The sequence below is a fragment of the Ulvibacter litoralis genome (genome assembly GCF_900102055.1).
Taxonomy (GTDB): Bacteria; Bacteroidota; Bacteroidia; order Flavobacteriales; family Flavobacteriaceae; genus Ulvibacter; species Ulvibacter litoralis.
Map to the genome: position 1 here is coordinate 456497 of NZ_FNBA01000002.1, position 21166 is coordinate 477662.

Annotated in this window: 21 protein-coding genes; 13 read left to right on the forward strand and 8 right to left on the reverse strand. The window is 36.4% G+C overall.

The annotated features are described in order from the left end of the window. Nucleotides 1–142 precede the first annotated feature (142 nt). Both BLQ00_RS08155 and BLQ00_RS08160 read left to right on the forward strand, forming a co-directional pair. Nucleotides 143–1000, forward strand: a complete 858-nt coding sequence (locus BLQ00_RS08155) for an alpha/beta hydrolase (protein ID WP_093143937.1) — start codon at nucleotides 143–145, stop codon at nucleotides 998–1000. A gap of 4 nt (nucleotides 1001–1004) precedes the next feature. Then, nucleotides 1005–1802, forward strand: coding sequence for an alpha/beta hydrolase (locus BLQ00_RS08160; RefSeq protein ID WP_093142946.1), 798 nt, complete (start codon nucleotides 1005–1007; stop codon nucleotides 1800–1802). Nucleotides 1803–1816: 14 nt separating this feature from the next. Here the strand turns inward: BLQ00_RS08160 and BLQ00_RS08165 are convergent, their stop codons facing one another. Then, nucleotides 1817–3316 carry a helix-turn-helix domain-containing protein gene (locus BLQ00_RS08165; RefSeq protein WP_229792605.1) on the reverse strand — a complete coding sequence of 500 codons (1500 nt, stop codon included), beginning with the start codon at nucleotides 3314–3316 and terminating at the stop codon, nucleotides 1817–1819. Nucleotides 3317–3426: 110 nt separating this feature from the next. Here BLQ00_RS08165 and aceB point away from each other — a divergent pair, with 110 nt between their 5' ends. Then, nucleotides 3427–5019: a malate synthase A gene (aceB, locus tag BLQ00_RS08170; protein ID WP_093142952.1), complete on the forward strand. Its 1593-nt coding sequence runs from the start codon at nucleotides 3427–3429 to the stop codon at nucleotides 5017–5019. Between the two features lie 113 nt (nucleotides 5020–5132). Further along, nucleotides 5133–6410, forward strand: coding sequence for an isocitrate lyase (aceA, locus tag BLQ00_RS08175; protein WP_093142954.1), 1278 nt, complete (start codon nucleotides 5133–5135; stop codon nucleotides 6408–6410). 80 nt (nucleotides 6411–6490) lie between these two features. Here the strand turns inward: aceA and BLQ00_RS08180 are convergent, their stop codons facing one another. Then, a complete protein-coding gene (locus tag BLQ00_RS08180; RefSeq protein WP_093142957.1) occupies nucleotides 6491–6793 on the reverse strand; it encodes a hypothetical protein in 303 nt (100 codons plus the stop codon). A gap of 164 nt (nucleotides 6794–6957) precedes the next feature. On the opposite strand from BLQ00_RS08180, the gene ychF reads away from it, so the two are divergent. From ychF to mscL, 5 genes are all read left to right on the forward strand, one after another. Beyond that, a complete protein-coding gene (gene ychF, locus BLQ00_RS08185) occupies nucleotides 6958–8052 on the forward strand; it encodes a redox-regulated ATPase YchF (RefSeq protein WP_093142959.1) in 1095 nt (364 codons plus the stop codon). Between the two features lie 198 nt (nucleotides 8053–8250). Beyond that, nucleotides 8251–10101 (forward strand): DNA topoisomerase IV subunit B, encoded by a 1851-nt coding sequence (locus tag BLQ00_RS08190; RefSeq protein ID WP_093142962.1) that lies wholly within the window; start codon nucleotides 8251–8253, stop codon nucleotides 10099–10101. Then, on the forward strand, nucleotides 10101–10544 hold the full coding sequence (locus BLQ00_RS08195) for a hypothetical protein (protein WP_093142964.1): 444 nt from the start codon (nucleotides 10101–10103) through the stop codon (nucleotides 10542–10544). The genes BLQ00_RS08190 and BLQ00_RS08195 overlap by 1 nt, the downstream gene beginning before the upstream one ends. Before the next feature lie 58 nt (nucleotides 10545–10602). Then, the gene (locus tag BLQ00_RS08200) at nucleotides 10603–13257 is read left to right on the forward strand and encodes a DNA gyrase/topoisomerase IV subunit A (protein ID WP_229792622.1); all 2655 of its coding nucleotides are present in this window, start codon (nucleotides 10603–10605) and stop codon (nucleotides 13255–13257) included. A gap of 8 nt (nucleotides 13258–13265) precedes the next feature. Beyond that, the gene (gene mscL / locus BLQ00_RS08205) at nucleotides 13266–13697 is read left to right on the forward strand and encodes a large conductance mechanosensitive channel protein MscL (protein WP_093142970.1); all 432 of its coding nucleotides are present in this window, start codon (nucleotides 13266–13268) and stop codon (nucleotides 13695–13697) included. Here the strand turns inward: mscL and BLQ00_RS08210 are convergent, their stop codons facing one another. From BLQ00_RS08210 to BLQ00_RS08225, 4 genes are read right to left on the reverse strand one after another with little or no spacing between them, the layout of a single operon-like run. Then, complete coding sequence (locus BLQ00_RS08210) at nucleotides 13698–14036, reverse strand: hypothetical protein (protein ID WP_093142972.1); 339 nt, start codon at nucleotides 14034–14036, stop codon at nucleotides 13698–13700. It lies immediately after the preceding gene. Nucleotides 14037–14053: 17 nt separating this feature from the next. Further along, nucleotides 14054–14881 (reverse strand): TerC family protein, encoded by an 828-nt coding sequence (locus BLQ00_RS08215; protein WP_093142975.1) that lies wholly within the window; start codon nucleotides 14879–14881, stop codon nucleotides 14054–14056. A gap of 5 nt (nucleotides 14882–14886) precedes the next feature. Further along, nucleotides 14887–15279, reverse strand: coding sequence for a DNA topoisomerase IV (locus BLQ00_RS08220; protein WP_093142977.1), 393 nt, complete (start codon nucleotides 15277–15279; stop codon nucleotides 14887–14889). A 43-nt stretch (nucleotides 15280–15322) separates the two neighbouring features. After that, nucleotides 15323–15745: a helix-turn-helix domain-containing protein gene (locus BLQ00_RS08225; protein WP_093142979.1), complete on the reverse strand. Its 423-nt coding sequence runs from the start codon at nucleotides 15743–15745 to the stop codon at nucleotides 15323–15325. Between the two features lie 294 nt (nucleotides 15746–16039). Here BLQ00_RS08225 and BLQ00_RS08230 point away from each other — a divergent pair, with 294 nt between their 5' ends. The 3 genes from BLQ00_RS08230 (at nucleotide 16040) to BLQ00_RS08240 (ending at nucleotide 18326) form a co-directional block, all read left to right on the forward strand. Then, nucleotides 16040–17191 (forward strand): M14 family zinc carboxypeptidase, encoded by a 1152-nt coding sequence (locus BLQ00_RS08230; RefSeq protein WP_093142982.1) that lies wholly within the window; start codon nucleotides 16040–16042, stop codon nucleotides 17189–17191. Between the two features lie 60 nt (nucleotides 17192–17251). Next, complete coding sequence (locus tag BLQ00_RS08235) at nucleotides 17252–17731, forward strand: Lrp/AsnC family transcriptional regulator (protein WP_093142984.1); 480 nt, start codon at nucleotides 17252–17254, stop codon at nucleotides 17729–17731. A gap of 79 nt (nucleotides 17732–17810) precedes the next feature. After that, the gene (locus BLQ00_RS08240; RefSeq protein WP_093142986.1) at nucleotides 17811–18326 is read left to right on the forward strand and encodes a DinB family protein; all 516 of its coding nucleotides are present in this window, start codon (nucleotides 17811–17813) and stop codon (nucleotides 18324–18326) included. Between the two features lie 31 nt (nucleotides 18327–18357). On the opposite strand, the gene BLQ00_RS08245 is transcribed toward BLQ00_RS08240, so the two are convergent. Next, the gene (locus BLQ00_RS08245; RefSeq protein WP_093142988.1) at nucleotides 18358–18651 is read right to left on the reverse strand and encodes a hypothetical protein; all 294 of its coding nucleotides are present in this window, start codon (nucleotides 18649–18651) and stop codon (nucleotides 18358–18360) included. A 77-nt stretch (nucleotides 18652–18728) separates the two neighbouring features. Then, complete coding sequence (gene aroB, locus BLQ00_RS08250) at nucleotides 18729–19799, reverse strand: 3-dehydroquinate synthase (RefSeq protein WP_093142991.1); 1071 nt, start codon at nucleotides 19797–19799, stop codon at nucleotides 18729–18731. A 71-nt stretch (nucleotides 19800–19870) separates the two neighbouring features. On the opposite strand from aroB, the gene BLQ00_RS08255 reads away from it, so the two are divergent. Next, nucleotides 19871–21043: a proline dehydrogenase family protein gene (locus tag BLQ00_RS08255; protein WP_093142993.1), complete on the forward strand. Its 1173-nt coding sequence runs from the start codon at nucleotides 19871–19873 to the stop codon at nucleotides 21041–21043. Nucleotides 21044–21166 lie beyond the last annotated feature (123 nt).

Here is a 21166-nt window from a genome sequence, read left to right on the forward strand (position 1 = left end):
TATTGTAAAGTTTCTATAAAGTTATGATAATTAATTGATACTGTTTATTCTATTGGCTTTTTTATGATCAATCTTTTGGAGACTGTTTTTTGTGCTTAGCGTACGTCAATTAATTTATCTAATTTTAGAAAAAGTACTTTATATGCCTGTTTGGTTACATATTACTCTTATTGTTTTAATTACTTATATAGTAATAAGTGTGCTATTGTATTATTTGCAAGACTATTTTTTATTTAAACCTGAAAAGCTTCCGAAAGATTTTCAGTTTCTGTATGAGAATCAGGTAGTGGAGGAGTATAATATAGAAACCCGTGATGGTGCCATTATTAATGGTTTGCATTTTAAAGTTGAAAATCCGAAGGGAGTTGTGTTGTATTTAAAGGGAAACTCTAAGAGCATCAAGGGGTGGGGAAAATTTGCAGTCGATTTTACACGTCATAACTACGATGTGATTATGGTCGATTATAGAGGCTTCGGAAAGAGTACAGGGAAACGCTCGCAAAAGGCCATTAAAAGAGATTTGCAATTTATTTATAATACCATAAAAGAAGAAGTTTCAGAAAAATATATCATTCTCTACGGAAGGTCACTCGGCTCTGGCTTCGCTACAAAATTGGCGTCTATGAACAATCCGAAACTCTTAATTTTAGATGCTCCTTATTACAGCTTAACCAAAGTGACAAAACGCTATATGCCTTTTATGCCACTATCTTTAATCATCCGATATCCCATGCCGACCTACAAGTGGTTGAAGTATGTAAAATGCCCCATTCGTATTGTTCACGGTACCGACGACAAGTTAATTTCATTTAAAACGAGTATCAAGTTATCGCAAATTAAGCCCAAACAAACACGCTTGTATCCTATTATAGGTGGCGGACATAAAAACCTGAATACATTTGAAGAGTATCACAAAGTGTTGAGTGAGATTATTACAGGGCGAGAAAAACCAATTGATTTAACAACAACGAGCATAGGTGTGAAGCACTCCAAAAAATAGCAGGATGCGGAATATTAAAAAAGTTAGTGTATTTATCCTTTCTATAGTACTTTTGGGCACCATTGGATTGTACTTTATGCAAGAACGCCTTATTTTTCTACCTACCAAATTACCACAGGATTACACCTATCATTTTTCGGAAGCTTTTTCTGAAGTCTTTATTGAAACTGAAGATAATGCACGTTTAAACGCAATTCATTTCACAGTTGAGAATCCGAAGGGGGTTTTGTTGTATTTCCATGGAAACGCAGGCGATTTGTCTCGTTGGGGAGAAATCACTTCCTATTTTACCACGTTACAATACGATGTGTTGGTGATGGATTTTAGGACCTACGGAAAGAGCACGGGAGCCCTTTCTGAAGAAAATCTATACCGCGATTCGCAGTTATGGTACAATTGGCTATTGCAGACGTATGCTGAAGATAAAATAACGGTGTATGGAAGATCATTAGGAACCACATTTGCAACCTACGTGGCTTCTGAAAACAATCCGAAGCAATTGTTGTTAGAAACTCCTTTTTACAACCTTGAAGAAGCTGCTCGAAACAGAATTCCGTTTTTGCCGTTGAAGTATTTGTTAAAATACCACTTTCCTTCCAACGAGTTTATGGAAGCGGTAAGCTGTCCAGTTACTATATTTCACGGTACGTCCGATAGTGTTGTTCCGTTTGAATCGGGAAAAAAACTTTCAGAACTCATTCCAGAAAAGAGACGTACGTTTATTACCATACCCGAAGGCGAACACAATAATTTAAAAAGCTTTCCCGCTTATATTGAAGCAGTTTCCGAAGCATTAAAATAACTTTCCTTAAAAGGTTATTCAAATTTTTTAATCAATTCGTTCACCTTTTTTTCCGTTTCGGCAAATCGTTGTTGTTTTAAAATACGTTTTGGCGCAGCAGCTCTTACTTCACAATCACTAATACTACAGCTTTCACAAGTCACACCCACTCTTTGTTTTGTGAGGCTGTGTTTGGCTAAGAAAGGATACTTTTTCTGCAATGCAGGAGTTAGTAAAATACCAATACTAATACTTCGGTAATGACCATTTTTAAAAGGGTCTGGCGTTGCCGATGAAAAGACTAAGTACTCATTATTGCTGTTTTCGTAGTGTGAAATTTGCGACTGGTATACATGGTCTTTTTTTGTTTCTGAAATTTCTACTAAGGTTTTTAGTGAAATCCAACGTCGGCAATAATGTTCGTTCATTTCGTTGGCATGTGGCTCTTGATGATGCGTTATATGTAGCTCTTTTTTTAAATGAAACTTATCTTCACCTGCTTTGTGAGTAAATCGTAAAAAGAATAGATTTTTAAAATTAAAATCGTTGGGAAGGATATTGGTTAACCGTTGGTAAAAGGATTCTGGAGATGCGTTAAACGAGCTCATCATTTGTGTAAAAGCGGGGTCGGTCCATTCGGGAAGACTTAAAAACTTTTTTACTTCCTTCTGAAGTCTTTTCCTCGGAATACTCAAAGCACCGGCAAAATAGGAAGCATGGAAGTTGTGAAGTACTTCGTCAAAACTTTTGTACTCAATCCAACTGAAGGTGTAAGGGCGAACAGTAATGTTTAAATAGTTGTATCCAATTTCCTTGGCGAAGATGAACGTTTTCTGCGCTTCGTCTATTTGTGATGAAAGCAGGAGTTTTTTAGATTTAGGAACATAGATAGAGCGCAGGCTATCCAGGCCTTTTGTTTGATCTATTGCGTCCAAGACAATAGTGTAACCAAACTCTTCGGTTAAAATTTCTTCCAATTCGGAACTTTCAATGTTTTTTGAAAGATCTATTTGATACGCCTCTGCAAAACGAATGACAGCCGCTTCAATATCTGGAAAAAAATTGTTTTCTGCTTCTTGATGAGAACGTAGCGAGGCCAAGTAAAATCCTTCAATTCCGACGTTGTAGTTTTGGGCAATTTCAATAATGGTACTTATAAACGCATTTACTTTGGCAGGAGCATTCGAAATAATATTAATAAGATCGTTTTCTGCAATACCGAATAAATCTAAAGGAATTTCTTTTAAAATTCCGGACTCTAAAATTTCTCCAATAGGGGCTAAATTCTTATCCATTTTCGTAGAAACCATCTCATCGTAGGTGATTTCTAATTTTTCAGCAAGAATTAAAATTTTGTCCCGCTTCGGATATTTTTTTCCATTCTCAATTTCGTTGAGATATGATTTTGAAAGTCCTGAAAGCTTCGACAAACCAAATAACGACAAGTTTTTCTTGTTTCTAATTTGCTTCAGTTTTAACCCGAAAATAAGCCGAATGTATTCCTCTTTTAATACCATAAAAACAAAGATACTCATTAGTTGCGAATATATTTTAAAATAATTTATTTCAATTTTAGCGAACGTTCGCTTGTTTTGTAAAGTTTTTTGTTTTAGTATTGTAGTGTATTAATTAAATAAGTAGATGTATGTCTTTAGTAATGAATCAACAAAAGCTAGGCTTTAATACTGCCGTTACAAATTATTACCCTGAGATTTTAACCGATGAAGCCATGGAGTTTTTAATTTTGCTCCACGAAAATTTTAATGCACAACGTATTTCTTTATTAGAACGAAGGAAAAAAGAACAGAATTTGTTTAATAAAGGGAAGAAGCCTGGATTTCCAGTTGAAACCAAAGCGATTCGGGAAGGGAATTGGATGGCTGGAAGTATTCCTTCCGATTTAAAAGATAGGCGTGTTGAAATTACAGGGCCTACCGATCGTAAAATGATGATTAATGCACTTAATTCTGGTGCGAAAACCTTCATGGCCGATTTAGAAGATAGTACGTCGCCAACGTGGAGAAATGTGCTTGACGGACAAATAAACTTGCGAGATGCGGTTTCTAGAACAATCTCTTTTAAAAATAATACCAATGGGAAGCGGTATCAATTAAATGAGCAAACAGCTACCTTGTTAGTGCGTCCGAGAGGATGGCATTTAAACGAGAAGCACCTACTAATTAATAAAGAAGAAGCTTCTGCGTCTTTGGTGGATTTCGGATTGTTCTTTTTTCATAATGCGAAGCAATTACTTAAAAATGGGACGGGGCCTTATTTCTACTTACCGAAACTGGAACATTATTTAGAAGCGCGTTTGTGGAATGATGTGTTTGTTTTTGCACAAGACTATTTAGGAATTCCGAAGGGAACCATTAAAGCGACGGTTTTAATAGAAACCATTACCGCTAGTTTTCAGTTGGATGAATTTATTTTTGAGCTGAAAGACCATATCGTTGGTTTAAACTGTGGTCGTTGGGATTATATATTTTCTTATATCAAAAAGCTAAGAGCGCATGACTTGGTGACACCAGATCGCGCTGAAGTTACCATGCAGACTCCTTTTATGAAGGCGTATTCCCTGCGAGTGATTCAAATATGTCACAAACGCGGAATTCATGCCATAGGAGGAATGGCGGCTCAAATTCCTATTAAAGAGGATGATGCAGCAAATAACGCAGCTCTTGAAAAAGTTAGAAGAGATAAGGAGGCAGAAGTGTTAAATGGGCACGACGGAACTTGGGTGGCGCATCCTGCTTTAGTTGCCATTGCAATGGAGGTTTTTAATACACACATGCCAGAAGCCAATCAAATCGAGAAGCAAATTGAAGGACTTACAATTACTGCGGAAGATTTAATAGAGCAGCCTGAAGGACAATGCACAGAAGCTGGAGTACGAAAAAATATCAATGTCGGAATCCTATACCTTTTATCGTGGCTTAACGGAAATGGTGCGGCTGCGTTGTATCATTTAATGGAAGACGCTGCTACGGCAGAGATTTCGAGAGCGCAATTGTGGCAATGGCTGAAGCATAAAGTAGTTTTAGAAGACGGTCGGACGTTAACAAAATCACTTTATACTGAACTACGTACCGAAGAGTTGAAAAAGGTGGAAGCTTATATAACGAAGAGTAAGATGCCAGACACATTGTTGGGAACTGCACTTCAGTTATTTGACGACCTGGTCTTAGCAGATACATTTGAGGACTTCCTTACTACAAAAGCATACGCGTACTTATAAGAAGGAAGTTCCGTAATAACATACATATCATTTTGAATAATTTAAGTCATTCCGAAGAAGGGATGCAGTATACTATTGTCAAATTTTAATTATTAATCTAAACATCGTTACTCATGAAAACAGAAGAAAGAATTCAGAAATTAGTTACAGATTGGACGTTAAACCCACGTTGGAAAGGTGTGGAGCGTCCTTATACTGCTGAAGAAGTTGTTAAGTTGCAAGGAAGCTATGCAATCGAGCATTCGATTTCGAAACTTGGTTCTGAAAAACTTTGGAAAAAATTAAACAGTCAGGATTGGGTGGCAGGATTAGGTGCCTTAACAGGAAATCAGGCTATTCAAGAAGTGGAAGCTGGTTTGGAAGCTATTTATTTAAGTGGTTGGCAAGTGGCTGCCGATGCTAATGTGGCGGGAGAAATGTATCCAGATCAGTCGTTGTACCCTGTAAATAGTGTGCCGCAAGTAGTTAAACGTATAAATAATGCGTTGTTGCGCGCCGATCAGATTCAGTCAGTGAATGGCGTGAAAGATAAAAAGGATTATTTAGTACCTATCGTCGCCGATGCGGAAGCGGGCTTTGGAGGGAATTTGAATGCGTTTGAATTAATGAAGGCGATGATTCAGAGTGGTGCTTCGGGAGTTCATTTTGAAGACCAATTATCATCTGCGAAAAAATGTGGCCATTTAGGAGGAAAAGTGTTGGTGCCAACACAGGAGGCAATTAATAAATTAGTAGCAGCGCGGTTGGCAGCAGATGTAATGGGAGTGCCTGCGTTAATTATTGCACGTACCGACGCAGATGCAGCGAATCTATTGACTTCTGATGTAGATGAAAGAGATCGCAAATTTGTAACAGGTGAGCGTACTGCTGAAGGATTTTTTCATGTTCAAAATGGATTGGCACAGGGGATTGACCGCGGATTGTCCTATGCACCCTATGCAGATTTGATATGGATGGAAACATCGACACCAAACCTTGAACAAGCAAAAGCGTTTGCTGATGCAATTCATGCAGAGTTTCCGGGGAAGCTGTTAGCGTACAATTGTTCTCCTTCGTTTAATTGGGCGTCAAAACTTTCCGTAGCAGAAATGGAAACGTTTAGAGAAGATTTAGCGGCAATGGGGTATAAGTTTCAGTTTATCACCTTGGCAGGTTTTCATGCTTTAAATACAAGTATGTTCGAATTATCTATGGCGTATAAAGAACGAGGTATGGCTGGATATTCAGAATTACAAGAACGTGAGTTTGCATTGCAAGACAAAGGATTTAAAGCGGTAAAACACCAATCGTTTGTAGGGACCACCTATTTTGATGCAGTGCAGAATGTGGTAACAGTCGGAAAAGCATCAACAGTAGCGATGAAAGATTCAACAGAAGAGGCGCAATTTTAAAGTAGTTTGAATAGGTTTCATTAAAAAAAAAAGCCCGTTTCGAAAGAAACGGGCTTTATGGTATTTCAAAAAATTGAAATCTATTGGTTGTCAACTTTTGCTTTCGCTGCTTTTTTAGCTCTAGCCTTTGCTCTAGTTGTTTTTTGTTTTGCTTCTATTTCTTGCTGGTCTGCGCCTACTATAGGTGCTTGTGCTCTTTTTCTTCTAGTTGCAGCATTTGCGGGAGCTTTTTTAGCGTCTGCTTCAGTTGCTGTTTTTGCATCTGCGTCTTGTGAAACTTCAGTTTTTGCTTTTTGAGCTGCTACTACATCTGCGTCTTGTTGCGCATTCATTGTAAACGCCGAAAGAACTATTGCCGCTAAGGCGAATTTTAAATTTTTCATTTAGTATGGTAATTATAGGTTTATTTGTTAAATGTACATAGTTTTTGTTAAAGTTATGTGTTATTCATTAAAATTTATTTTTGCTGCTTCTGAAAAAAACGACTTAAAAAAAGATAGTATGTGTTTGATTGAAACTGTATATTTGCACCTCAAAATTTCGAAATATGAAAGCAGGTATTGTAGGATTGCCAAATGTTGGAAAATCAACTCTTTTTAATTGTTTGTCAAATGCAAAAGCGCAAAGTGCAAACTTTCCCTTTTGTACAATCGAACCGAATATAGGTGTTGTAAACGTTCCAGATTCTAGGTTGTTAAAACTGGAGGAATTAGTAAATCCAGAACGCGTATTGCCTGCTACTGTTGAAATTGTAGATATCGCAGGATTGGTAAAAGGAGCGAGTAAAGGAGAAGGATTGGGAAATCAATTTCTTGGAAATATTCGTGAAACGGATGCTATTCTACACGTTCTACGTTGTTTTGATGATGATAATATTGTGCACGTAGATGGGAGTGTAGATCCTATTCGCGATAAAGAAACAATTGATATCGAGTTGCAATTGAAAGATCTTGAAACAACCGATAAGAAACTTGAAAAAGTAAAACGTGCATCACGTACGGGAAATAAAGATGCTCAGAAAGAAGAAGCGGCTTTATTGAAAGTGAAAGCTGGTTTAGAAGCCGGTGTTTCTGTTCGTGCTATCGATTTGTTAGATTCTGAAAGAGAAGAGTATATAGACCAGATGCAGTATATTACAGATAAGCCTGTAATGTATGTGTGTAATGTAGATGAAGCTGGAGCGGCAAATGGAAATGAATATGTAGAAAAGGTTCGCGCTGCTGTGGCTCCTGAAAACGCAGAAGTAGTTGTGTTGGCAGTAGGAACTGAAGCTGATATCACCGAATTAGAGACTTTTGAAGAACGTCAGATGTTTTTAGAAGACTTAGGCTTAGAAGAGCCAGGTTCTGCTAAATTAATTCGTGGCGCTTATAAATTATTAAACTTACAAACCTATTTTACGGCAGGTGTGAAGGAAGTCCGTGCTTGGACCATTCCTGTAGGTGCAACAGCACCACAAGCTGCAGGGGTTATTCATACCGATTTCGAAAAAGGATTTATTCGTGCCGAAGTCATTCGATATAACGACTTTGTGACGTACGGAAGTGAAGCTAAAGTTAAAGAAGCGGGTAAGATGGGAGTAGAAGGTAAAGAATATGTTGTAAGTGATGGAGATGTAATGCATTTCCGTTTCAACGTATAGTTAAAGCCTCTTGTAGGTTCTATTCCTTTATAGCTTTCTCTTTAACGAGAGACTGTCAATTTTACGTATTTCTTTCCGAAGAAAAAAAGCTAAGTGCGTTACTAACAATAGGTTTTTATTTATTGTTAATTACTTTCCTAGATTTCAGTTTTTAATGTAACACGATAATTTTATATTCGTGCCTACACCCTATACTTTATGGCAGAAAGCGATTACACAGAAGACAATATACGTTCACTGGATTGGAAAGAGCATATTCGTATGCGCCCTGGGATGTATATTGGGAAGTTAGGAGATGGTTCTTCTCCAGATGATGGTATCTATATTTTACTAAAAGAAGTGCTCGATAACTGTATCGATGAGTTCGTGATGGGCGCTGGAAAAACCATCGAGATAAGAATTAAAGATAAAGAAGTGAAGGTTCGTGATTTCGGACGTGGAATTCCGTTAGGGAAAGTTGTGGACGTAGTGTCTAAAATGAATACCGGTGGAAAGTACGACAGTCGTGCCTTTAAAAAATCGGTAGGACTAAACGGTGTAGGTACCAAGGCTGTAAATGCGCTTTCTTCATTTTTTAGAGTAGAGTCGGTTCGTGATAACCAAACGAAATATGCAGAATTCTCTCAAGGGGAGTTAGAAGTAAATTCAGAAATTGAAGAAACTTCAAAACGAAAAGGAACCAAAGTAACTTTTGTTCCCGATGAGGTCATCTTCAAAAATTACAAGTACCGCACAGAGTATATCGCGAAAATGCTTAAGAACTATGTGTATCTTAATCCTGGATTAACGATCGACTTTAATGGGGAAAAGTTTTTTTCTGAAAATGGGCTGAAAGATTTATTAGAAGATAATATTTCTGAAGAGGACATGGTGTATCCTGTTATTCATTTGCGAGGAGACGATATTGAAGTCGCAATCACACATAGTAAAACACAATACAGCGAAGAATACCACAGTTTTGTAAATGGACAGAACACAACGCAGGGAGGGACGCATTTAGCAGCCTTTAGAGAAAGTGTTGTAAAAACCATTCGTGAGTTCTTCGGAAAGAATTACGAAGCGAGTGATGTGCGTAAATCAATCGTATCTGCGATTAGTATAAAAGTAATGGAGCCCGTTTTTGAGAGTCAGACAAAAACGAAACTTGGTTCTACCGATATGGGAGGCGAATTGCCAACCGTACGAACGTATATTAACGATTTTGTTAAAACACAACTGGATAACTTCCTTCATAAAAATCCTGATGCTGCTGAAAAAATGCAACGCAAGATTATGCAAGCAGAGCGGGAGCGTAAGGAACTTTCAGGGATCCGGAAACTGGCGAAAGATCGTGCTAAAAAGGCGAATCTTCACAATAAAAAATTACGCGATTGCCGAATTCACTTAGGAGATACTAAGAAAGAACGGAATCTAGAGTCTACATTGTTTATTACCGAGGGAGATTCGGCAAGTGGGAGTATTACCAAGAGTAGGGATGTAAATACACAAGCCGTTTTTAGTTTGAAAGGAAAGCCGTTAAATAGCTACGGACTTTCAAAAAAGATTGTGTACGAGAATGAAGAGTTTAACCTCTTGCAGGCGGCATTGAACATAGAAGAGTCGATGGAGGATCTTCGGTATAACAATATTGTAATTGCAACCGATGCCGATGTGGATGGAATGCACATACGCTTGTTGTTAATTACGTTCTTCCTTCAGTTTTTCCCAGAATTGATAAAAGAAGGACATTTGTATATATTACAAACGCCTTTGTTTAGAGTTCGTAATAAAAAGAAAACCATTTATTGCTATTCCGAAGAAGAACGAAAGGATGCCATGGAAGAGCTAAAGCCAAAACCTGAAATAACACGATTTAAAGGGCTTGGGGAGATTTCTCCCGATGAGTTTGTTCATTTTATTGGTGCAGACATTCGCTTAGACCCTGTTATGTTAGATAAGGCAATGAGTATTGAAGAGCTGTTGTCGTTTTATATGGGAAAAAATACCCCTGACCGACAAAAATTTATTATTGATAACTTGAAGTTTGAAGTTGATAAAATTGAAAGCTAATGACTGCTAAAACTATAAAAATAGTATTCCTTTTAACGGTTCTGGTTAATTTAGCGGTAAGCTGTGATACAAATAATGATTGTGAAGCGATTTTACCCATAGAGCCTACGGCGAGTTTTAGTGTTGTGGATTCAAATGGTGTTAATTTAATAGGCGAAGAGTTAACATATCAGTTTGAAGATATTCGAATTTATAATGACACCTCAGAGTTGTTTCTTTATTTTGAAAACACGCAAGAAGAAGCGGTTCTTTATTTTGACTATACAGAGATGGTTTCAGGAGAAGCGTATAGCCTTCAGTTGAGTGCCTCAGAAACAGATGCTCTTGTTGTTGATTTTTTTATCCGCGAAGGAGACTGTTTTGATATGAAACTAATTGATAAAGTAACGGTTAATGACAATCAAATCGAATTTGGCACCCAGTCATTTGTAATTGTAAAGTAATCTGTTTTAAATAAAATTTTATAAAACTGTGGACGAAACTCCAAACAACGAAGAAGAAATAAACCAAGGACCAGATTACTTGGGCGAAAACGAGGATACTTCTGGCGATACAATAACGAAGGTTACGGGCATGTACCGTGATTGGTTTTTGGATTACGCCAGTTACGTAATCCTAGAGCGTGCAGTACCTGCTATTGAAGATGGATTTAAGCCGGTACAGCGACGGATTATGCATTCTTTGAAAGATTTGGATGATGGGCGTTACAATAAGGTTGCGAATATTGTAGGGCATACGATGCAGTATCACCCACACGGGGATGCGAGTATTGCAGATGCCATGGTTCAAATCGGACAAAAAGATTTATTGATAGACACGCAAGGAAACTGGGGAAATGTACTTACAGGCGACCGTGCTGCGGCGTCTCGTTATATTGAAGCAAGACTCTCTAAGTTTGCGTTAGACGTCGTTTACAATCCGAAAATTACCGAATGGCAAGCGTCGTATGATGGACGAAGAAAAGAGCCTATCAATCTTCCAGTAATGTTTCCTATGCTTTTGGCACAAGGTGCTGAAGGGATTGCGGTCGGACTCTCAACCAAAGTATTGCCACACAACTTTATCGAGTTAATTGATGCGTCTATCAAGCACTTGCAAGGGAAACGTTTTACCTTGTTGCCGGATTTCCCTACGGGCGGAATTATGGATGCAACTAATTATAACGATGGGTTGCGCGGCGGAAAGATACGTAGTAGAGCGCGTATCAATCAATTAGACAAAAACACCTTGGTGATTACTGAAATTCCTTTTGGGACCAATACATCATCGTTAATCGATTCTATATTGAAGGCCAATGATAAAGGAAAAATTAAAATAAAGAAAATTGAAGATAATACAGCTGCCGATGTGGAAATCTTAATTCATATTCCGGCAGGGATCTCTCCAGACAAAACTATAGATGCGCTATACGCTTTTACAAACTGCGAATCCTCAATTTCACCTTTAGGATGTGTTATTGAAGATAACAAACCACTTTTTGTGGGAGTTTCTGAAATGTTGCGTCGTTCTACAGATCGTACAGTGGAGCTTTTAAAAAGTGAATTGGAAATCCAATTGCACGAATTAGAAGAGCAGTGGCATTATGCTTCCTTAGAACGTATTTTTATTGAAAATAGAATCTATCGTGATATTGAAGAAGAGGAAACTTGGGAAGGTGTAATTAGTGCAATTGATAAGGGATTGCAGCCACACATTCAACATTTAAAGCGTGCTGTAACCGAAGATGATATTGTGCGTTTAACAGAGATTCGTATCAAGCGTATTTCAAAATTCGATATTGATAAAGCGCAGCAAAAAATTGATGCGTTGGACGATAACATCGCTCAAGTAAAGCATCACTTAAACAATTTAATTGAATACTCGATTGATTATTTCAAGCGTTTGAAGAAGGATTATGGAGAAGGGAAAGAGCGTAAAACTGAAATTCGTGTGTTTGACGATATTGAAGCAACAAAGGTTGTTATTAGGAATACAAAGCTATATGTAAACCGAGAAGAAGGTTTTGTGGGTACGAGTTTGCGTCGTGACGAATATGTTACAGATTGTAGTGATATTGACGATATTATAGTTTTTACGGAAAGTGGACGAATGATGGTTACCAAAGTAGATGCGAAAACATTTATTGGTAAAGGAATTGTACATGTCGCTATTTTCAAGAAGAAAGATGCTAGAACAATCTATAATTTAATTTACCGAGACGGACCCAAAGGTGCGACCTATGTAAAACGATTTTCGGTAACTAGTATCACTCGTGATAAAGAATATGATTTAACTGCGGGCACGAAAGGCTCTAAACTACTTTACTTTACGGCTAATCCAAATGGAGAAGCTGAGGTGGTAACGGTATTGCTTCGTCAAAGCGGAAGCATCAAGAAATTAAAATTCGATTTAGATTTTGCCGATTTATTAGTGAAGGGGCGTGGCTCTAAAGGAAATATTGTCACAAAGTATTCTGTAAAACGAATAGAGCTTAAAGAAAAAGGATTGTCTACATTAAAACCGCGTAAAATTTGGTTTGATGAAACTGTGCAGCGTTTAAATGTAGATGCACGAGGCGAGCTTTTGGGTGAATTTAGAAAAGAAGATCGATTATTGATTATTAATCAGAAGGGAATCGCTAAAACGGTAATTCCAGAACTAACACTTCATTTTGATAGTGATATCATAGTTTTGGAGAAATGGGACCCAAAGAAACCTATTTCTGCAATTTATTGGGAAGGTGAAAAGGAATTGTTTTATGTAAAACGATTTTTAATAGAGCATCCAGATCGTGAAGATTTAATTATAACAGAGCATCCTAAATCCTATTTAGATCACTTGTTTACAGATTATAGACCTATGGCTGAGGTTGTATTTGCTAAAACAAGAGGGAAAGATCGACAAGAGAACTTAGAAATCAACCTGGAAGAATTTATTTCTATAAAAGGGATTTCAGCTATGGGGAATCAATTGACAAAAGATAAAGTTTTGGAGATTAACGAATTGGAACCACTTCCGTATGAGCCGCCAACTCCTGTTGCTACTGAAAACTTAGAGGTTGTTGATGAAGAAGACGTTGTTTCGTCTCAAGACGGTTCAGCTTCAGAAAAGCCTGTAAAACCTTCCGAAGGAGAAGAACCTCCTACTGACGATGAAGGACAAACCTTGCTATTTTAGGACGTATTATGAAGAAGTTCTTTTCAGAATTTAAAAATTTCGCAGTAAAAGGAAATATGGTCGATATGGCCATCGGTATTATTATGGGTACCGCCTTTAACAATGTGGTGAATGTATTGGTGAAGAAGATATTTATGCCGCCTTTACTGTACTTCACGAATAAAGTAAGTTTCGAAAATCAAAAATACGTACTTCGTGTAGCAAGTGAAGACAGCAGTGAAATTTCCATTGGTTACGGAGAACTTATTGAGGTGAGTATCGATTTTTTTATTATCGGACTCACAGTTTTCCTAGTGGTAAAAATGATGAATCGATTTAGAAATAAATCTGACGACCCTAAAAATAAGGAAGTAGAGACTCCTAAAAACATTCAGTTATTGTCAAATATTGAAAAACTGATCGAGGAACAAAATAATTTACTAAAGAGAAAAAAAGAGTAATTACTCCTTCAATAACTTCTTAAGACCTGTAAACAAAGCATTTTCTGCAGCGTCATAACCTCCATCGGCTGTAAATAACGCTTTCATTTCATCTATAAGCGCGTCAATCTGTGCTTCGGAAAGATTTAAACGTGCGATAGTCGATTCAATTTTTTGAATACTTTGATAGTCGTTATCGTTTTCAAACTCTTTATGAATGGCTTTATAGTCCGCTCTATCCACTTTAGAGCGAATGAGCTCGATTTCCTCTTCTGTTTCGATATAATCGGCATTTGCACAATATAACAGCAAATAAGCGCTTAATTCCTTTTTAGTCCATTGTGTGGTGAATTCGTTCATGAGTTTATTGTTTTAAATTATTTATCGAGTTCTTTTTCAGGAGTAGTTGTGACAATCCCAGAGGTCCTTTTTCGGTATTTCATATTGATAAATTCAATAAAAAGAGAAAAAGCAATTGTAAAATACAAATATCCTTTCGGAATGACACCTACTTCTGAACCAAAAATTTCAAGATGCGATAGGTGTGCACCTTCAGCAATCAACATAAAACCAATTAGTATTAAGAAGGAAAGTCCTAGCAATTGAACGGTAGGATGCTCATTTACAAAACGTCCTACAGGCGCTGCGAAAATCATCATTATTAGTACCGAAACAATCACTGCGATAACCATAATGATAAGTGCATCGGTGGGTGAGTTTCCGACTCCATTTGTCATTCCAACCGCGGTCAGAATAGAGTCAAAAGAAAAAACGATGTTGATTAAGCAAATTTGAATCACAGCTTTGGAGAGTGTTGTAGCACGTCCTTTTTTTACTTCTCGCTCGTCGTGACCTTTGTCTTCTACTTTTTCATGAATCTCGTTGGTGCTTTTGTATAGTAAAAACAAACCTCCAATAAATAGAATTACTCCTTGTCCGCTAATTCCTGCTTTAACCCAAGGAAGATTGATGTGCCAGAAAGGGGCTTCCATCGCTACGAGCCAAGAAATTCCGAACAATAGGATAATACGAATAATCATCGCCAAGAAAAGACCAATATTTGTGGCTTTTTTTTGATGTTCTTTAGGAAGTTTACTGGCGGCAAGCGATATAAATATAATGTTGTCGATTCCTAATATTATCTCAAGAAACGTAAGGGTTAATAACGCAATGAGTGCGTCTGGAGAGGTTAAAATTTCAAACATAATGGTTAGTCGGTTAATGGTTTGTTTTGAGAAACTTTTTTGGCAGTACCTTTTTGTTTTGTTGATGAGCCAACGGTGTTGTATTCAAAAGTATATTCATTTTCAGCGGTACTGAGTATCTTCATATGAATGGCTTTCTTTTCGGCCTGGTTCTTCGGATTCAGTTTTTGAACAATGTATTCACAATCATTAATCCAACGTACGGATGATGTATCTGCCTTTCCTTTAAAATAATCAATTTCTATCGAATCGTTGCGAACAAAAGTTGTGGTAAGGAGTTCGGTACCTACAAGGGCTTCAAACTCGAAAGTTCCAGATTTGTAGTCGGTACAATTACGTTCTACGTTATAACAGCTTTGTAATAGGAAAAGGGAAAGTACGAGGAGTAAAAATCGCATAGAATTATTTTTATACGAATTTCTGAAAAATTACGGAAACATTTTAATTTTCATACACTTTAAAAGTTCCGTCATTATAAAAAATTACAATACGTTCAATTCCTTTTTCTGAATGCGAAATTTTTGGGTCCGAAAAAATTGGAGGAGGAGTGGTTTTTGGAGTGGAGTCTGAACTTGAGTTGGAATCAAATGAAATGGTTTCTTGTGCAGGTTTTGGTTTTTCAATCTGCGGAATAGTGCTTTTAGGAAAACTTCCTTTTCCATTTAGTAGCCAATATAATTCTACTTCAGGATACTTCTGAAGGACCTTCAAAACAAATTCTAAACTGGGCTTATTTCTACCCGATAGGAGGTGAGAAATTGTGGAACGATTGAACTCAATTTCTTCTGAAAAAGCAGTAGCAGACACCCCGTAATAATCGAGCACTTTTTGTAATCTTTTAGCAAAATCTGAAGTGTTTACCATTGTAAACTGTTGTTTGAGGATTTAACGTTTACAAATGTAAATTATTACTTCAGAACCCACAATGTTTAATGAATATATTTAAAATAAGTATAAATAACCACTTCATATAATAGCACTTAACTAACTGAAATAAAGTATTTTATAATGTATTTGTAGCGTAAGAGTGGTTTTCGGTATAAAGAAATGTTAAAGGTGAGTGTTACTGTTTACAACAATACACAAAAGAAGGTGAAAAACTTGTTTACATTTGTAAACTTATGATTGTTTACATTTGTAATCAAACAAAAAAAGACTATGAATATCACAACTTGGTATGCTTCAAATTACGAGTCTCAATTGCGAGATAGGTATATAGATTTAGCGCACATTTCACCATTGCTTTCTTCGTATAAAAACCAATTTAAAATTGCTTCTATAGGTGTTTCAGAAAACGGAAAAGACATTCCAATGGTCACTATTGGATCGGGAAAAAAGAAGGTTTTAGGGTGGTCGCAAATGCACGGAAATGAAGCAACAACTACCAAAGCAATTTTTGATTTTTTGAAGTTTATTGCTCAAAAGGAATTCTTTCAGAAAGAAATAAATGAGTTTTTAGCGCATTATACTTTTTATATTATTCCAATACTTAATCCAGATGGAGCTTCTTTATATACACGTGTAAATGCAAATAAAGTCGATTTAAATAGAGATGCACAGGAGACAACTCAAAATGAAAGTAGAGTATTGCAATCGGTTTTTAATGAACTTCAACCAGATTTGTGTTTAAACCTTCACGATCAACGTACTATTTACGGATTGGCTACAGGATTACCAGCTACAGTTTCCTTTTTAGCTCCTTCCGCAGATAAAGAACGCAGTATAACACCTGCTAGAATCGTTGCTATGGAGCATATCGTGCGTATGAATAGAGCTTTGCAGCAATACATTCCAGGGCAAGTAGGGCGCTATGACGATGGTTTTAATGCAAATTGTGTGGGTGATACCTTTCAGATGGCTGGAGTGCCTACGATACTCTTTGAAGCGGGACATTATGCATTGGATTATAGTCGTGAAACAACTCGATCGTTTATATTTTATGCCTTTTTAGAGTTGTTTGACATTACAAATCAGTCTGAAACTCCTGTGACTTATGAAGATTATTTTAAAATACCGCAGAATAATCTTACATACAATGATGTTGTTCTTAGAAACGTTCGGGTTGATGCTTATAAGCAGCCAATAGCTGTCGCCATTCAATATGTAGAAGAATTAGAAGGAGATGTCATTAGTTTTAAACCTATTGTCTCTAAAATAGGGGGCTGCGACGAAATAAAAGGGCACAAGGAGATTGATTTAAAAGGGAATGGAATTTTGATAAATTCGCAAGAAAATATTTTTGAAGATTTAATTATTTCGACAATTGTTAGTAAAATGGATAATTCTGTTATAAATATTTTAGTAAAATGACTTTTTATTGAGTTAAGCGTATTATTTTTACATATCTAAAAAATTACTACAAAAAAAAATATGGCAAAATTTAAATTAGATGACACCGATCACCAAATTCTCGATATGTTAATTGAGAATACTCGAACTCCTTTTACAGACATTGCAAAAAAATTACAAATTTCGGCAGGAACCGTACACGTTCGTGTTAAGAAAATGGAAGAAGGAGGTATTATTACAGGTTCTTCGTTACGTCTTAATTATCAAAAACTAGGATACTCATTTATCGCGTATGTTGGTATTTTTCTACATAAAACATCTCAAACGCAATTTGTATTGGAGCGTCTTGCGTCAATACCACATGTAACTGTAGCGCACGTTACAACTGGAAAATTTAATATTTTCTGTAAAATTAGAGCGAAAAATACAAGTCACGCAAAAGACATTATCTATTTAATCGATGATATTGAAGGTGTAACGCGTACTGAAACTATGATTTCATTAGAAGAAAGCATAAATGATAAGAAACGTTTAATGCATTCAATTTTTAAAGAATTTTAATTCCTTCGGAATTCTATCATACTTTAAAACCTCTGTATATACAGAGGTTTTTTTATACTTTTAAGAAAAATTACAGACAATGAAATCACCACAAATACCTTCAAACGAATATGCACCTTACTTTAAAAGGTATATAGATTTAGTTTCCAATGTTTCTTTAGTAGAGGCTTTGCGTAACGGAGAGCAAGCTATACCGGCTTTCTATGCGTCAATTCCGGATTCAAAGTTGCATTTTAAATACGCTGAAGGAAAATGGACGCCGAAAGAAGTTTTATTACATATTATAGATACTGAGCGTGTTTTTTGTTATCGCGCCTTGTATTTTGCGCGTGCCGAAAATGCTTCTCTAGAGGGTTTTGATGAAAATGTATTTGGTGCCAATTGTAAGGCAAATACGCGTAGCATTGATGATTTAATCGAAGAATATAAAACGGTTCGCGCTGCTACCATAAGTTTATTTAGCAGCTTTAATGAAACGACGCTTTTAAAAGGAGGGAAGTCAAATTCTAATTATTCAACGGTTCGTTCGTTAGGTTTTATTGTTTGCGGACATGAAATACACCATCAAAACATTATAAATGAACGCTATTTATAAATAAAAAAAAGAGGCCATTGGCCTCTTTTTTTTATTCTTCTTCGTCAAACTTTTTCTTGTCTGGCATTTCGCTTATTGGCTCGTTGTAATCGTTATCATCATAGTCATCTTCATCAAAATTAGCCATACTAGTTTCTAGTCTTGAGCTTACTTTTACTAAGTAGATAGTATCTTCTGTACGAACTTCAACAGCGTCAACAGTCTCATTTTTAGCGTTTTTAAATCTAATTACATTGTCATCGTCATATCCGTCAGGATACTTTTCAACTAATAGAGATAGGATCTCTGGAGTTAGTTTCTTAAAATCTACTATTATTCGTTTCATCGCTTTTGAGGCTTCTATGATTATGGGGATAAATCTAATTAAAAATTAATAACAATAAATAAAAACAGAATTATTTTTTAGTGATTTTTATAATATTCAAACGCTTTATAAATTAAGTCGTTAGGAACTTCGCAGTTTACTTTGTGTTTTCCGATAGCATGTAAAAGCACAAAAAGAACCTTTCCGTTGCTGTTTTTCTTATCGTAGATGAGCAGTTTTATGATTTCTTCAATGTCATTTTCAGTAAAAGTTACCTTCGGAAAGTGATGTAAAATGGTTGTTGTTATTTCGTTCATTTTTTGCTTCGGAAAGGAAAGTAACTCAACTGAAAGATATGTGGCGAGAATTAAGCCTATCGCAATAGCTTCACCGTGTAACAATGTTTTTTTGTCTGAATGTTCTAAACAATACGATTCTATGGCGTGTCCTAAGGTGTGTCCGTAATTCAGTGTTTTCCGAAGTCCTTGTTCTGTAGGGTCTTCAGTTACTACATTGTTTTTTATGAGTACCGAATCCCAGATTAACGCGTCTGTTTCCGAAGTATTTTCAAAATTAAATGCCCTAGTTCTTTGCCAGTATTCTTCCGAAGTAATTAATCCGTGTTTTAGCATTTCAGCAAAACCAGAAGTAATCTGTTCTTTGGGTAATGTAGTAAGGAAATGAGTGTCGATAATGACACATTTCGGATTTCTAATTATTCCAACTTGATTTTTAATTACTCCTAAATCGACTCCGTTTTTCCCACCTACCGAGGCGTCAACCATTGCTAGTAGTGATGTTGGGATGTTTATAAATTCAATACCACGTTTATAAGTTGAAGCTACAAAACCACCTAAATCGGTAACGACACCACCTCCAAGATTGATTAGTAATGTTTTTCGATCCGCATTTTTTTCTGAAAGCGTTTCCCAAAGTGTTACGCAGGTAGTGATTGTTTTGTGTAATTCTCCTTCAGAAATGGTCAAAACTTCTAGCTGTATTGCAGTTGAAATTTTCTCCTTAAAATATGGCAAACAATAGTTGTGGGTGTTGGTATCCGTAAGTATAAAAACTTTTGAAGGATTAATATTTTCAATTTCTTTTATGAGCGATTCCCAGGTCTCTTTATTGCCATAAACCGAACCTCGCTCTTTGAGAATTTTTTTCATACACTTGAACCTTATTTTGTTTTTAATTAGATGTCAAATCTAACTATATTTGTGAACATTATTTTCACTATATGGTATCAAAAACTCTTTTTAATAATACAGAAACAGCTTTTAGACTTAAAAGCGATTCTGAATTAGAACGCGCGTACTTTCTTTTTAAAATGATTTCGAAAGAACCGTTAGTTCGAATTGGAACTGCGGCTACAAAGTTCGCGTTAAATTTACACTTACCTGTAGAAGGGTTAATTCGTTCTACTGTTTTTGATCATTTCTGTGGAGGTGTAAATGAAGAGGACTGTTTATCGGTGGTTGATAGCTTGTATGGAGCAGGGGTGAGTTCTGTTTTGGATTACTCGGTAGAAGGAAAGGAAGAAGAGGCACAGTTTGATGCTACACGAGACATGATTTTAAAATTAATCCGTTTTGCGGATGAAAAAAAGGCAATGCCTTTTTCTGTTTTTAAACCCACAGGTTTTGGGCGTTTTGCTTTATGGGAAAAAAAATCGGCAGGAAAAGAATTAACTGCTGCTGAAATTTCAGAATGGCAGCGAATAGTAGATCGATACGATATTGTCTGTAAAACAGCACATAGCGCAGGGATTTCACTCTTAATTGATGGAGAAGAATCATGGATGCAAACCGCAGCCGATGATTTATGTGAAGCTATGATGGAGAAATACAATAAGGAAACACCTATCGTTTTTAACACCTTGCAATGCTATCGTTGGGATCGTTTGGATTATTTAAAAGAACAACACGCCAGAGCAAAAGCAAAGGGGTATAAATTGGCCTATAAAGTCGTTCGCGGGGCTTATATGGAAAAAGAAAATGATCGCGCTGAAGAAAAAGGATATCCAACTCCCATTTGTGAGAGTAAACAAGCTACGGATGAAAATTTTGATGCAGTAATGAAATATATAATTGGTAATTTGGATGCTATGTCATTGTTTATAGGAACTCATAATGAAAATAGTAGTTATTTAGGAATGGAATTGTTAGAAGCAAAAGGAATTGCTAAAACAGATTCTAGAGTTTGGTTTGGCCAATTGTACGGAATGAGCGATCATATTAGTTATAATTTAGCAGCAGAAGGTTATAATGTAGCCAAGTATATTCCTTTTGGACCTGTAAAAGACGTAATGCCATACTTAATTCGTCGTGCTGAAGAAAATACATCTGTCGCTGGACAAACAAGTAGAGAGCTTTCATTATTAAAAAAAGAAAAGGAACGAAGAAAACTTTAGTGTTTTCGTTCCTTTTTTTTAATTGGGGAAGTATTTTAAAAACAGCTAAGAGATCTTCACTTGCATCAACTCCCCAGTTAAACTTAGTTCAAAGATCCCTTTCGCTGTTATGTAATTTAATTG

Bases quoted from the DNA above. Each gene is read 5' to 3' on its own strand.
- BLQ00_RS08180 (WP_093142957.1), bottom strand. From the start codon at position 6,793: ATGAAAAATTTAAAATTCGCCTTAGCGGCAATAGTTCTTTCGGCGTTT.
- aceB (WP_093142952.1), top strand. From the start codon at position 3,427: ATGTCTTTAGTAATGAATCAACAAAAGCTAGGCTTTAATACTGCCGTT.
- BLQ00_RS08190 (WP_093142962.1), top strand. From the start codon at position 8,251: ATGGCAGAAAGCGATTACACAGAAGACAATATACGTTCACTGGATTGG.
- BLQ00_RS08165 (WP_229792605.1), bottom strand. From the start codon at position 3,316: ATGAGTATCTTTGTTTTTATGGTATTAAAAGAGGAATACATTCGGCTT.
- BLQ00_RS08215 (WP_093142975.1), bottom strand. From the start codon at position 14,881: ATGTTTGAAATTTTAACCTCTCCAGACGCACTCATTGCGTTATTAACC.
- BLQ00_RS08220 (WP_093142977.1), bottom strand. From the start codon at position 15,279: ATGCGATTTTTACTCCTCGTACTTTCCCTTTTCCTATTACAAAGCTGT.
- mscL (WP_093142970.1), top strand. From the start codon at position 13,266: ATGAAGAAGTTCTTTTCAGAATTTAAAAATTTCGCAGTAAAAGGAAAT.
- BLQ00_RS08155 (WP_093143937.1), top strand. From the start codon at position 143: ATGCCTGTTTGGTTACATATTACTCTTATTGTTTTAATTACTTATATA.
- BLQ00_RS08235 (WP_093142984.1), top strand. From the start codon at position 17,252: ATGGCAAAATTTAAATTAGATGACACCGATCACCAAATTCTCGATATG.
- BLQ00_RS08225 (WP_093142979.1), bottom strand. From the start codon at position 15,745: ATGGTAAACACTTCAGATTTTGCTAAAAGATTACAAAAAGTGCTCGAT.
- ychF (WP_093142959.1), top strand. From the start codon at position 6,958: ATGAAAGCAGGTATTGTAGGATTGCCAAATGTTGGAAAATCAACTCTT.
- BLQ00_RS08240 (WP_093142986.1), top strand. From the start codon at position 17,811: ATGAAATCACCACAAATACCTTCAAACGAATATGCACCTTACTTTAAA.
- BLQ00_RS08160 (WP_093142946.1), top strand. From the start codon at position 1,005: ATGCGGAATATTAAAAAAGTTAGTGTATTTATCCTTTCTATAGTACTT.
- BLQ00_RS08210 (WP_093142972.1), bottom strand. From the start codon at position 14,036: ATGAACGAATTCACCACACAATGGACTAAAAAGGAATTAAGCGCTTAT.
- aroB (WP_093142991.1), bottom strand. From the start codon at position 19,799: ATGAAAAAAATTCTCAAAGAGCGAGGTTCGGTTTATGGCAATAAAGAG.
- BLQ00_RS08245 (WP_093142988.1), bottom strand. From the start codon at position 18,651: ATGAAACGAATAATAGTAGATTTTAAGAAACTAACTCCAGAGATCCTA.
- aceA (WP_093142954.1), top strand. From the start codon at position 5,133: ATGAAAACAGAAGAAAGAATTCAGAAATTAGTTACAGATTGGACGTTA.
- BLQ00_RS08255 (WP_093142993.1), top strand. From the start codon at position 19,871: ATGGTATCAAAAACTCTTTTTAATAATACAGAAACAGCTTTTAGACTT.
- BLQ00_RS08230 (WP_093142982.1), top strand. From the start codon at position 16,040: ATGAATATCACAACTTGGTATGCTTCAAATTACGAGTCTCAATTGCGA.
- BLQ00_RS08195 (WP_093142964.1), top strand. From the start codon at position 10,101: ATGACTGCTAAAACTATAAAAATAGTATTCCTTTTAACGGTTCTGGTT.